General features: G+C 71.2%; 11 protein-coding genes. 5 read left to right on the top strand and 6 right to left on the bottom strand.

All coding sequences use genetic code 11. The features are described 5' to 3' along the window. Positions 1-122: 122 nt before the first annotated feature. Positions 123-1,295 carry a winged helix-turn-helix domain-containing protein gene (locus BMZ82_RS06160; RefSeq protein WP_093772521.1) on the top strand — a complete coding sequence of 391 codons (1,173 nt, stop codon included), beginning with the start codon at positions 123-125 and terminating at the stop codon, positions 1,293-1,295. 22 nt (positions 1,296-1,317) lie between these two features. On the opposite strand, the gene BMZ82_RS06155 is transcribed toward BMZ82_RS06160, so the two are convergent. From BMZ82_RS06155 to BMZ82_RS40580, 3 genes are all read right to left on the bottom strand, one after another. Continuing rightward, a complete protein-coding gene (locus tag BMZ82_RS06155; RefSeq protein ID WP_093772519.1) occupies positions 1,318-2,064 on the bottom strand; it encodes a response regulator in 747 nt (248 codons plus the stop codon). A 373-nt stretch (positions 2,065-2,437) separates the two neighbouring features. Further along, the gene (hpf, locus tag BMZ82_RS06150) at positions 2,438-3,130 is read right to left on the bottom strand and encodes a ribosome hibernation-promoting factor, HPF/YfiA family (RefSeq protein WP_093772517.1); all 693 of its coding nucleotides are present in this window, start codon (positions 3,128-3,130) and stop codon (positions 2,438-2,440) included. A gap of 314 nt (positions 3,131-3,444) precedes the next feature. Further along, positions 3,445-4,422: a ComF family protein gene (locus tag BMZ82_RS40580; RefSeq protein WP_177244412.1), complete on the bottom strand. Its 978-nt coding sequence runs from the start codon at positions 4,420-4,422 to the stop codon at positions 3,445-3,447. A 267-nt stretch (positions 4,423-4,689) separates the two neighbouring features. Between BMZ82_RS40580 and BMZ82_RS06135 the strand changes: the two genes are divergently transcribed. Both BMZ82_RS06135 and BMZ82_RS06130 read left to right on the top strand, forming a co-directional pair. Beyond that, positions 4,690-5,097 (top strand): YciI family protein, encoded by a 408-nt coding sequence (locus BMZ82_RS06135; protein WP_093772511.1) that lies wholly within the window; start codon positions 4,690-4,692, stop codon positions 5,095-5,097. A 14-nt stretch (positions 5,098-5,111) separates the two neighbouring features. Then, positions 5,112-6,257: an RNA polymerase sigma factor gene (locus BMZ82_RS06130; protein WP_093772922.1), complete on the top strand. Its 1,146-nt coding sequence runs from the start codon at positions 5,112-5,114 to the stop codon at positions 6,255-6,257. Between the two features lie 62 nt (positions 6,258-6,319). On the opposite strand, the gene BMZ82_RS06125 is transcribed toward BMZ82_RS06130, so the two are convergent. The 3 genes from BMZ82_RS06125 to mtrA are packed head-to-tail and all read right to left on the bottom strand — an operon-like array spanning position 6,320 to position 11,133. After that, complete coding sequence (locus tag BMZ82_RS06125) at positions 6,320-8,215, bottom strand: LpqB family beta-propeller domain-containing protein (protein WP_256251790.1); 1,896 nt, start codon at positions 8,213-8,215, stop codon at positions 6,320-6,322. After that, a complete protein-coding gene (gene mtrB, locus BMZ82_RS06120) occupies positions 8,205-10,442 on the bottom strand; it encodes an MtrAB system histidine kinase MtrB (protein WP_256251789.1) in 2,238 nt (745 codons plus the stop codon). Before mtrB ends, BMZ82_RS06125 begins: the two co-directional genes overlap by 11 nt. Before the next feature lies 1 nt (position 10,443). Continuing rightward, on the bottom strand, positions 10,444-11,133 hold the full coding sequence (gene mtrA / locus BMZ82_RS06115) for a two-component system response regulator MtrA (protein WP_218159018.1): 690 nt from the start codon (positions 11,131-11,133) through the stop codon (positions 10,444-10,446). A 185-nt stretch (positions 11,134-11,318) separates the two neighbouring features. On the opposite strand from mtrA, the gene BMZ82_RS06110 reads away from it, so the two are divergent. Continuing rightward, positions 11,319-12,170 carry a GNAT family N-acetyltransferase gene (locus BMZ82_RS06110; protein ID WP_093772920.1) on the top strand — a complete coding sequence of 284 codons (852 nt, stop codon included), beginning with the start codon at positions 11,319-11,321 and terminating at the stop codon, positions 12,168-12,170. Positions 12,171-12,330: 160 nt separating this feature from the next. Then, a partial coding sequence (locus BMZ82_RS41630) for a transposase (protein WP_256251788.1) occupies positions 12,331-12,520 on the top strand: 190 nt, incomplete at its 3' end.

Genomic DNA, 12,520 nt, shown 5'->3' with positions numbered 1-12,520 from the left:
GGCGAAGAGGACGAAGGCGGAGAGCGACCCTCCAGCACCCTCAAGTGCCCTCCAGTGCCCTTCAGGACGCCAAAACCCCAGCTCAGCCCGCACTGTCAGACCCACCCCCTATCGTGCGAACCATGACGACCCCGCGCCCTTCCACCGAGCTCTCCGCGGACGAGGCCCGCCGCATCGCCCTCCGCGCGCAAGGCTTCCTCGGCACGCCCGACCGCAAGTCCGGCGTCCGCGGCGTCCTCCGCCACCTCGGCGCGGTCCAACTCGACACCATCTCCGTCCTGGCCCGCTCCCACGAACTCATCCCCTACGCCCGCCTGGGCGCCGTAGACCGCAAGACGGTCGAGAACGCCTACTGGAGCGACACTCACGCCTTCGAGTACTGGTCCCACGCCGCGTGCGTCCTCCCCATCGAGGAATGGCCCCACTTCGCGTTCCGTCGCCGCGCCTACCGTGGCCGCCCGCACTGGAACCACGCCCTCCCGGACGGCACGTACGACCAGGTCATCAAGCAGCTCCGCACCGAAGGCCCCCTCACCGCAACCGAGTTGGGCGGCGCGAAGAAGACCAGCGAGTGGTGGGACTGGTCCGGCACCAAGGTCGCCGTGGAACGCGCGCTGATGTACGGCGAGGTGGTCTGCGTCGAACGCCGCGGCTGGAAGCGCGTCTACGACCTCGCCGAACGCGCCGTACCCGCCGACCTGTTGCACGACGAGCTGGACGACACCGAGTGCCTGCGCCGCCTCGTCCGCCTGGCCGGCCAGTCCCTCGGCGTGGGCACGCGCGCGGACATCGCCGACTACCACCGCCTCAAGGGCGAACAGGTCGACGCGGTGATCGCCGACTCGGGCCTGGTCCCGGTCACGGTCGAAGGCTGGGGCAAGCCCGCCTGGGCCGACCCGACGGCTCTGGTGACGCCCCCGCGCGGGCGTCACCGCACCACGCTCCTGTCCCCGTTCGACTCCCTGATCTGGGAACGGGCGCGCACCGAGCGGATCTTCGGCTTCACCCACCGCCTGGAGGCCTACGTCCCCAAGCCGAAGCGGGTCTACGGCTACTTCGCGATGCCGGTCCTGGCCGGCGGCCGCCTCGTCGGCCGCGTGGACCCGGCCCGCGAGGGCCGCACCCTGGTCGCCAGGCAGGTCACCCTGGACGGCCCGAAGGCGGTCCCGGCGGTGGCACAGGCCCTGCTCGAAGCGGCGACCTGGGTGGACTGCACGGACGTCCGCGTGGAGCGCGTGGACACCCCCGACCTGCGCGAGCCGCTCGCCAGAGAACTCACGCGCGCACTCGCCTGACCGGAGTCAGCGATCCGGAAAGTCAGCGGATCTCGAGGATCTTCTCCCGCATCGCATACACCACCGCCTCCATCCTGGAGTGCAGTTGCAGCTTCTCCAGGATGTTGCGCACATGGTTCTTCACGGTGTTCTCGGAGATGAACAACTCCTTGGCGATGTCACGGTTGTTCATCCCCGTGGCGACCAGCTTGAGCACCTCCAGCTCCCGGTCCGTCAGCCGCGGCGCGGGCACGAGCCGACGCTCGTCGGTCCGCTGGATCATCGACTTGAACTCGGTGAGCAGCTTCGACGCCATGGAGGGGCTGATCTGCGACTGCCCGTCGGCGACCGCGCGGATCGCGGTGGCGACCTCGTCCGTGGAGATCTCCTTCAGGAGGTATCCGGTCGCGCCCGCCTTGATCGCCTCGTAGAGGTCGGCCTCCTCGTCGCTGATCGTCAGCATGATGATCTTCGCGCTGGGGGCCACCTCCTTGATGGAGGTGCACGCCTCGATACCACCGCGCTTGGGCATCCGTACGTCCATCAGCACGATGTCCGGCAGCAGGTCGGCCGCCTTGTCCACGGCCTCGGCGCCGTCCCCCGCCTCACCGACGACCTGGATGTCCTCCTCGGCCGCGAGCACGATCTCCAGTCCGCGACGGAACAGGGCGTGGTCGTCCACGACAAGGACTCTGATCGGCTCCTTGCGTGAAGTGCCCGCTTCCGGGCCCATGCCGACGACGCCGTCGTCGGCGTCCTCGTCCCGCATCGGTCCGAAGCTGTCCGCCATCGTTCCTCCCCCTGAAGGCTTTGGCCGTGGTCCCGAGCCATCGCCAACCCAAGGCAACGGCCCACCGGTTGAGCCGCCCTGCCATGATTCCATGCCCGGACGACAACGCGGTGACAGAGCGCTGCCCGAAGGGGTCGCGCACAGGTGCCCCTGGGGGCGCACACCGCGCTCCCAGGGGCACATCGCTCAACTGTCACCACGCCCGCCGTCACCATTCACACCGTCACCGGACGCGGCCTGCACCGGATTCGATCGGTATCGGAGTCGGTCGGCATCGGATGCGACCGACATCGGATGCGGTCGGCGTTGGAATCGGTCGGCACCGGATTCGACCTGCGTCGGATGCGGCCGATGCGCCCGGTGCCGGGCAGCGTCAGCCGCCCAGCGCGCCGCCCGCCTCGGGGGAGTGCGCCTGGGCCACCATCGGGTCGGTGTCGAGGTAGATCACGCCGTAGTCGTAGGCGTGACGCCGGTAGACGACGCTCGGCTGCTTCGTCTCGGAGTCGACGAACAGGTAGAAGTCGTGTCCGACCAGTTCCATCTCGTAGAGGGCCTGGTCGAGGGTCATCGGAGCGGCCACGTGCGTCTTCTCGCGGACCACGAGGGGGCCGTCGCCCTGCACCTCCAGCGAGCCGATCCTCTTGGTCGGCACACTGCCCGCCTGGTCGGCCTGGACGGGGTGACCGTTGCCGTTGAGCGTCGCCACTCCCGGGACGTGGTCGGGAACCTCTGCCGCGGAGAGCCTGCGCGCGCCGCGGCGCGTGTATCGCTTGTCGTGCTGCTTACGCAGTTGGGCGTCGAGCTTCTCCGCCGCCAGGTCGAGTGCCGCGTACGGGTCGTTGGCCGCCGCCTCCGCCCGGATCACCGGACCACGGGACCGGAGCGTGATCTCCACCCGGTCGCATCGGTCGGCCTGTCGCGGGTTGGGCTCCTTGGAGACCTCGACGTCGAGGCTGATCACCTTGCCGTCGAGCTTCTGGATCTTCTCCAGGTTCAGCTTCTCGGCCACGTGCTTGCGGAACCGCTCGGGCACTTCGGTCTTGCGGCCCTTGACGACGATGTCCACGCAGAACTCCGTTCCCGGATCACTCCGCTTCAGTGGCGGAGCATCTCCCTTTTGCACCAGGCCCCGGTGAGCACCGGAACCTCTGACTCGGTGACTTCCACCTCCTCCTCCCCCATGGGCGAGATCTACACCCCCGGCGCCGCGGACGTTTACGCGAACCGCAGCACGGCATTCGGATATGAGAGGTGTGGCCTGCGGCTTTCCCTCACAACCGAACATATCTCGCCCGGACGGATGTCGTCACCCTCTACTGCGGCGTACCTCCGTTCAGGTGAATTGGCCCTCTCATTACCTGCAACGACACAAGTTCTTCGTCAGTTCCGGTTTATTTCGAAAGAGTCCGGCGACGCCGCGACCACGGCCGCGCAGAGCACGTCACCAGCACCGGCACCGCCCGCCTCCCTTGCTCCGAACGGCTTCACCTCCCCGCGTTCCCCGGCGACACCCACGTACACGGCCGACCCGCCTTTCCCACCGGACGCGCGCCCGGGCTGGTCCGGCTGCTCCGACTGTTCCGGCTGCCCCTCCTCAGCCGACACTCGCTCCGGCTGCTTCGGCCGCCTCTCCTCAGTCAGTGCGCGCCCCGGCTGTTCCGGCTGCCCGGCTTCCGCCGCCTTTGCCGCCCGTACCGCGCGCGCCGCCTCCGCCAGCGAAGCGCCCGTCGTGATCAGGTCGTCGACCAGCACCACCGCGGCACCGCGCAACACCCGCGCGCCCCCGGGCACCACCGCCAAGGCCCCCACCAGGTTGTCCAGCCGCTGCCGCGAGTCGAGCCCCGCCTGATCGGCCACCGCCCGCCGCTGCCGCAACACCGCGGCCACCCTCGCCGGCATCCCGGCCCGCCGCAGCTCACCGGCCGCCACGAGCGCGATCCGCCGCGCCGGATCATGACCCCGGGCCCGCACGGCGGCACGGGCGGAGGGGACGGGGACGAGGAGTACGCCTCCGGGGGGTGGGGGCCCCTCCCCCTCCCCCTCCCCCTCCCACCCCTCCCTCACCCCCGCCCGCACCGCCCCCGCCAGCGCCGCGCCCAGTGGTCGGGCCAGCGGCAGCGCGCCGCGTTCCTTGTGGGCCAGCAGCACGGCCCGGACTTCGTCCGCGTATCGGGCCGCCGCGTGCACGGCGGGCAGCCCGGGTGGTGGCGGCACTGGCCGTACCCGGAACGGCTCGGTCCCGCTCAGCGCCGCACGGCACTGCGGGCAGAGCACCGTACGTGTGCTTCCGCAGCCCCCGCAGTCGGCGGGCAGCACCAGACCGGCGAGCTCCTGCCACCACCTGCGAACGCCTTCCACGTGGATGACTCTGCCAAGGGCGGGAGCGGCTCACCACCCCTGTGGATAACTGCCTGTGGACAACTCGTGAGCGCACCGACGGGGAGGCCCCGGAAGGCGCAGGGAAGAGGCAACGAAGGAGGAGGGGGTAGGAAGCTCGATGGGAAGGCATGGATCCGAAAAAGATTCGGACGGCGATCCGGCCGGCGATGTCGAGAACGCGTGCCCGGCTCCGTCCCCGCATTGAACGCGACCAGAATGGCTCGCATCGGCACGAGGAGAAACGCAATGGCCAAGTATCTGCTGCTCAAGCACTACCGTGGCGCGCCGGCCGCGGTCAACGACGTACCGATGGACCAGTGGACGCCGCAGGAGATCTCGGACCACATCCAGTACATGAACGACTTCGCGGCCCGGCTGGAGAAGACCGGCGAGTTCGTCGACGGTCAGGCGCTCGCCCCGGAGGGGACGTTCGTCCGGTACGACGGTGAGGGTCGCCCGCCGGTCACCGACGGCCCGTTCGCCGAGACCAAGGACCTCATCGCCGGCTGGATGGTGATCGACGTGGACAGTTACGACCGTGCCGTGGAGCTGGCCGGTGAGCTGTCGGCGGCGCCCGGGGCGGGCGGGAAGCCGATCCACGAGTGGCTGGAGCTGCGGCCGTTCCTGGGCGCGCACCCCACCGTCACGGAGTGACCTCGGGGTTCGAGGTGGACGAGTTCCTGTTGAGGAGTCTCACGCCGGGTGTGCTCGGGATCCTCGTCCGTCGCGGAGCGGACTTCGCGGCGGCCGAGGACGCCGTGCAGGACGCGCTCGTGGAGGCGGTCCGCGTCTGGCCGGCGGACCCGCCGCGGGATGCGAAGGGCTGGCTGGTCACCGTGGCCTGGCGGCGCTTCCTCGACGCGACCCGGGCGGATTCCGCGCGCCGCAGTCGGGAGGACCGCGTCGACGAGGAACCGGCGCCGGGCCCCGCGCCCGCGGTGGACGACACGCTCCAGCTCTACTTCCTGTGCGCGCACCCGTCGCTGACGCCGTCGTCGGCGGTCGCGCTCACGCTGCGTGCCGTCGGCGGGCTCACCACCCGCCAGATCGCCCAGGCGTACCTGGTCCCCGAGGCGACCATGGCGCAGCGCATCAGCCGGGCGAAGCGCACTGTGTCCGGCGTGCGCTTCGACCGGCCGGGTGACGTCGCGACCGTGCTGCGTGTCCTCTATCTGGTCTTCAACGAGGGCTATTCGGGTGACGTCGATCTCGCGGCCGAGGCCATCCGGCTCACCCGGCAGCTCGCCGCCGCGATCGATCACCCGGAGGTGGCGGGGCTGCTCGCGCTGATGCTGCTCCACCATGCGCGGCGCGCCGCGCGGACGGCGTCCGACGGCAGCCTGGTACCGCTCGCCGAGCAGGATCGCGGCCGGTGGGACACGGTGTCGATCGCCGAGGGCGTCTCGATCCTCCAGGCCGCGCTGGCCCGCGACCGGCTGGGCGAGTTCCAGGCGCAGGCCGCGATCGCCGCTCTCCACGCGGATGCGCCCGCCGCCGAGGAGACGGACTGGGTGCAGATCGTGGAGTGGTACGACGAGTTGGTGCGTCTGACGGACAGTCCGGTCGTCCGGCTCAACCGCGCGGTGGCGGTCGGCGAGGCGGACGGTCCGCGCGCGGGCCTGGCCGCGCTCGCGGCGCTGGACGACGCGCTGCCCCGTCACACGGCGGTGGCGGCGTACCTCCACGAGCGCGACGGCGACCTGGAGACGGCGGCGCGGCTGTACGTCGAGGCGGCCCGAGAGGCCCCCAACCTCGCCGAACGCGACCACCTGACCCGCCAGGCGGCCCGCCTCAACGCCCGCCGACGACACTGACGGACCGGAGGAAAAGCCCCCCGGATGTCACCCCGGGTATCACCCGGGTGTCACCACGGACATCACCCCGGATAGAACGCGACGGAAGCGGTTTCCTTCAGCGTGCGCCAGCCGCTCCCGCCGGGGAGCCACAGCAGCCCGTCCTTGGAGGTCGCGAAGAGCGGGGTGTCGCTGTCCTCGGAGGCGGCGATGCTGGTGACTTCGGTGAGGCCGGGAAGGGTGCCGGCCTCGGGGATCGAGCCGTCGCACTGCACGTACTGCACCTGTTCCACGCCGCCGGCCTCGCGCCCGACGACGACGAGCCGACTGTCCCCGGCCCATGACATGGTCCTGACCTGTTCCAACTCGGGTGTGGCGGAGCGCAGTTCCTGAACCGAGACCGGCCCGGACGACTGCCCGCCGCCACCCGCACTCCGCTCGCCCTGGTCGCCCTGTTCAACCTTTTCCGCCTGCTCGCCCCGTTCGCCCCGTTCGATGCGCCCGATGAGCAGGGACTGCTTGCCGCCCTTGTCCACGACGAGCGCGATCCGCACCCCGTCGGCGGCCACGCGTACGGCGTTGATCCGGCCGTCCAGGCCCGGTGTGAGGACTTCCAGCGGCTGGCCGCCGCCCTTCGCCAGCAGGAGCAGCCGGGGGTTGTCGGGGTCGCGGTCGGCCACCCACAGGTCGCCCTGGGCGTCCCAACTGGGCGTGGTGAGCCGGTCGGTCTCGGTCTTGCCCTTGCTCTGCAGGACGGGGTCGCCGATGGAGCTGCCGGCGACGGTGGAGGTGACGTAGAGCGCCTTGCCGTCGAGGGCGACGCCGGCCGCGCTGTGTTCGTCGCGGGCCACGGCGACCGAGCGCAGGGCCTTGGCGCCGTCGCCGAGCGCTCCGGGCACGGGTTCGGCCCTGGTGTTGCCGCTGCCGCTGGTCATGCGGACGAGGCGGTGCTGGCCGTCGATGAAGTACAGGTAGCCGGGGTTGCTCTGGGAGCCGCGGGCGGCGACGGCGACGGCCCGGTCCTCGGTGAGGGAGCACAGTTGGGCGCCGCCCGCGCGCAGCGCGATCTCGTCGATGGTGGGGGTGAGGCTCTGCAGGGAGAACAGGAGCTGTGCGGCCATCTCGTCGCACTTGCTCTGTCCGATGTGGGCCGCCTTGTCGTTGAGCGGCACGGTCAGCTTGTTCTGGTCGTCGGGGGCGAGCGAGGTGACGCCCTTGGGCAGCGCGGTGCCCGTGGGGAAGCTGGATCTGACGACGTGGCGCAGCCAACTGGTGGGTCCGGTGAGCACGGAGCGCACCATCTGTGTCATGGGGTCGACGCGTTCCCGTACGTAGACGGGGTCGGCGACGGCCATGGGCTGCCCGGAGCCGTCGGCCGTGGTGTTGGAGGCGAAGTAGTACTTGTTGACGGACATGTAGTTGCGCTGGAAGTCGGACTTGCCCATGACGACGCCGGCGGGGAGCGCGTCGATGCGCCACTGCCGGGTCTTCTTGTCGCGGGTGAGGTGGACCGTCTGCCCGTAGGTGCCGGAGGCGGGCGCGTACGACTGCTGGGCGTCGACGGTGGCGACCTTGGTGCCGGTCAGGATGTACGAGTAGTCGTCGCCGTCCTCGCGGCTCCCGGCGGGCACGGTCTCGGTGGCGGGTCCGTCCGCCAGGACCGTCGTGGACCGTTCGGGCTGCCATTTCTGGGCGGCCTTGGCGGCCAGGTACTGGCGTGCCGTCGCGTAGCCGGGGTCGTCGCTGGTGAGCGCCTCGAGGAAGCCCTGGACGATCTCCTGGGGCGGTGCGTCGTCCCGGGGCGGCATGGCGAAGACCCGTACCTGGGTGTCCTGGCGGGGGGTGGATTCGACGCCGCTCAGGTCTCCGCTGTCGGGCATCGAGGCGCACCCCGCCAGCAGTACGACGCCACAGGCGGCGTACGCCACCGTGCGCTCCGGCGTGCGCCGGGTCGTCCCCGTGCGCCGTTCACCGCCCACGAAATGCCTCCCCTTGCTCGTCCGAGCCCACCGCCCCGGCCCCGGCTCCCCGCCGCGCCGCACCATCCGTAGCACTCGTAGCACTCGTAGCACCGGCGTCAGCCGTATCACTCATATCAGCCGCATCACCAGCATCAGCCGTACCAGCGGCCCCAGGCGGCTCTTCCGACGGCCGCCCACCGCCACCAGGCCCCTGCCCAGGCCCCGACCCCGGCGCGGGCGTGGACGCGGGCCGGGACACGACACGCGCGCCGTTGCCGGGCAAGGCCGTCGGGTCGGCCGTGGGGGCCGCGCCGGCCGTGCGGGGCGTGAGCGGGGTGCGGGCGGCGGACTGCTGCTCGCCGGCGGGCCGGACCGGCGCCGTGGCCGTGGCGCTCTTCTCGCCGCCGGTGCGCGGCTGGCCGGCGTCGTCGCGTTCTCCCCGGTTGCGGCGGGAGTCCTTGGGTTCGAGCGGTATCGGCGAGCCCCGCAGCGGCTCGTCGGCGGTCCTGGGCAGCGTCAGCCGGAACTGGGAGCCGCCGCCGGGCTCGCCCCAGGCCTGTAGCCAGCCGCCGTGCAGTCGGGCGTCCTCCAGGGCGATGGACAGCCCCAGGCCGGTGCCGCCGGTGGTACGCGCGCGTGCCGGGTCGGCGCGCCAGAAGCGGCTGAAGACGCGGGTGGCCTCGCCGGGTTTGAGGCCGACGCCGTAGTCGCGCACGGCGATGGCGACGGCCCCGCCCGCGACGGCGAGTTTGACGATGACGTCCTTGCCCTCGCCGTGTTCCACGGCGTTGACGACCAGGTTGCGCAGCACCCGCTCGACGCGCCGGGCGTCGGCCTCGGCGACGACGGGCTGCTGGTCGCCGATGACGTGGACGGTCGTCCCCTTGCGTTCGGCGAGCGGCGCGGCCCCGCTGACGACGCGCCGCACGACGTCCCTGAGGTCGATCGGCTCGGCTTCGAGGGCGGCGGCGCCGGCGTCGAAGCGGCTGATCTCCAGCAGGTCCGCGAGGAGCGTCTCGAACCGGTCGAGCTGGTCGGCGAGGAGCTCGGCGGACCGTGCGGTGACGGGGTCGAAGTCGACGCGGGCGTCGTGGATGACGTCGGCGGCCATGCGGACGGTCGTCAGCGGCGTCCGCAGTTCGTGCGAGACGTCGGACACGAACCGCCGCTGCATCCGTGACAGGTCCTCCAGTTGCTGGATCTTGAGCTGGAGGTTCTGGGCCATCTTGTTGAAGGCCTCGCCGAGGCGCGCGATGTCGTCCTCGCCGGTGACCTTCATCCGTTCCTGCAGCCGCCCGGCGGACAGCCGCTCGGCGATCCCGGCGGCCATCCGCACGGGCGTGACGACCTGCCGCACCACGAGCCAGGCGATCGCGCCCAGGAGGACGACGACGAAGAGTCCGGCGGTCGCGAGCGTGCCCTTGACCAGGCTCAGCGACTTCTCCTCCTGGGTGAGCGGGAAGAGGTAGTACAGCTCGTACGACTCGCCGTTGGGGTCGTTGACCTGCTTGCCGATGACCAGGGCCGGCTGGGAGTCCTTGTCGCTGAGGTAGACGATGCGGGAGTAGCTCTGGACCGCGCCGGTGCCGGTGTTGACCCGTTCGCGCAGGTTCGCCGGGACGCTCTTGTTGGGGTCGACGAAGCCGGAGGCACGCGGTCCGCGTCCGCCGCCGCTGTCGTCGCCGGGGGGCAGGGTGACCACGTCGAAGGCGCCCTGGCCGCCGCTGGACAGCGACAGCACGAGCTCGCTCATCCACTCGATGACGTTCTGCGAGGCGCGGCCGTCGGCCGGGGTGCCGTCGGCGGCGACGGCGCTGGCGGCCTCGTCGGCCTTCTGCTTGGCGACGGCGAAGCCGCCGGTGGCCTGGCTCTGGGAGGCCTTGACCTTGGCGTCCAGCAGCCCGTTGCGGACCTGCCCGATGACGACGAAGCCGAGCAGCAGGACGACGCCCAGCGACATCAGCAGGGTCGTGGCGACGACCTTGAGCTGGATGTTGCGCCGCCACAGCCGCATGACGGGCAGCAGCGGCCGGCGCACCCAGCGCAGCAGCAGCCTCAGGACCGGACTGCCCTGCACCCCACCCTGAAGGAGCCCGCCTTCGAGCAGACGTGCGAAGCGCGACCCCCGCGCCCCACGGGGCCGCCGTGGCCCCTGCGAGCCTGATGTCATCTCACGGCGGCCGACAGGCCGCTCCGGACGGGCCCCGGACCGACCGGGGGCCGAAGCGGCACTGTCCCCGGACATGTCAGCTAGGCCCTGCCTTGTATCCGACGCCACGGACGGTCACCACGATCTCGGGCCGCTCGGGATCCTTCTCGACCTTGGAGCGCAGCCGCTGGACGTGCACGTTGACCAGGCGCGTGTCGGCGGCGTGCCGGTAACCCCACACCTGCTCGAGGAGCACCTCGCGGGTGAACACCTGCCAGGGCTTGCGCGCGAGCGCGACCAGCAGGTCGAACTCCAGCGGCGTCAGCGCGATCGACTGCCCGTCGCGCTTCACGGAGTGCCCGGCCACGTCGATGACCAGGTCGCCTATGGCGAGCTGCTCGGGCGTCGGCTCCTCCGACCTGCGCAGCCGGGCCCGGATCCGGGCGACCAGCTCCTTCGGCTTGAACGGCTTCACGATGTAGTCGTCGGCGCCGGACTCCAGGCCTACGACCACGTCGACGGTGTCGCTCTTCGCCGTGAGCATCACGATCGGCACCCCGGACTCCGCCCTGATCAGGCGGCACACCTCGATACCGTCCCGACCGGGCAGCATCAGGTCCAGCAGCACCAGATCGGGCTTCGCCTCACGGAAAGCAGCCAGCGCCTTGTCACCGTCGGCCACGAAAGACGGCTCAAAACCTTCACCACGCAGCACGATGCCGAGCATCTCGGCCAGTGCGGTGTCGTCGTCGACGACGAGGACTCGTCCCTTCATAAACGACATCATCCCATTCTCGTAACAGTGACAGAGGCGCTGGTGAGCAGGGTCACTGGCCCGTGACGATAGTCGTACGCGCCGGTCACTGTCTGCCCCGACCCCCCGGACACCGCCCCCGACGACCACCACCGGGCACCACACCGACCGGAAAACATCGGTGCGCGGTACCGCCGTCCGGTGGTGGGATGCACCGCATGAGCGACCCGTCGCGCGACCGTATCGAGCAGTACTACGCCACTGTGCCCCTCCTCTTCGCCGACGCCGAGGACTTCGGCCCGCTGCGTCTGTTCGTACGACGGGAGCCGGGCGCCCCGTACTACGGCGGCCCCGGTCACGCCCGGCCCACCGCGGCGGGCGCGGCAGCCGTCGGCTCCGCCGACATCGCCCGGGTGCGGGCCCGCCAGCGCGAACTCGGGGTGCCGGAGGCGTTCGAATGGCTCGCCGAGTCGGCGCCGACGCTGCGCGCCCGTATCGAGGCCGCAGGCCTCCTGGTCCTACGACGCCCCCTCATGCTCCTCCCTCCTGCCCACCCCCCGCTGTCTCCGCAGCCCCTGCCGGACGGTGTGACACTGCGCGTGCTGACCGAGGACGACCCCGCGCTCCCCGCCGCCCTCGCCCTCCCCCGCCTGGCCTTCGCCCAGCGGCCCACCCCGCCGGCCGCCGCGTCGGACCGTACGGAACTGTCGAGGCTGGCCGCGGAGTTGACCGAGGACGGCACGGTGGCCGCCGTACGCGCCACGCTCCGCGCCGGACACAAGACGCTCGTCGCCGCCCTCGCCCCGGACGGCACCCCGCTCGCCACCGGCCACTACCACCCGGCGACCGGCACCACGGAGATCGGCGGCATCGGCACCCTGCCCTCCGCCCGCCGCCAGGGTCTGGCCGCAGCCGTGACAGCGACCCTGGCCGACCACGCCCGCGACCACGACGTCGACACGATCTTCCTCGCCTACGCGCAGGAAACCACCGCCCGCATCTACACCCGCCTCGGCTTCCGCCCCACCACCACAACCCTCCTGATCACCAACCAGCCCGCCCGCTCATAAGAAGCCGTATTCCTATCGATCACGAGGACGGTTCTGATCGAACGGGTTCCCTGGTCGGGTGATCTTGGCCGCGCGGGCGCATGAAAGCAGGGCCTCCGGTGCAGCACGAGGGTTGCGAAGCCAACTCGTTCACCAGGAGGCCCTGTTGTCCCAGTCTTGCGTGACGACGTTGTTCCCGTCCAACTCGCGCGTGTCGGCGTGCGATTGCCTCGCTCACCGGTTCGGGAACGCGGCCGACCGACCCGACCGGGTGCGGCAGTACCCCTCCGACATGACGGACGCCGAGTGGCAGGTGGTGCGCGACGCGATGCCGGTCCCGGCCTGGCTCGAAGGGCGGGGCGGACAGCCGG

The sequence above is a fragment of the Streptomyces sp. yr375 genome, from assembly GCF_900110755.1.
Classification (GTDB): domain Bacteria; phylum Actinomycetota; class Actinomycetes; order Streptomycetales; family Streptomycetaceae; genus Streptomyces.
This window is presented reverse-complemented; position numbering and strand designations above follow the sequence as displayed.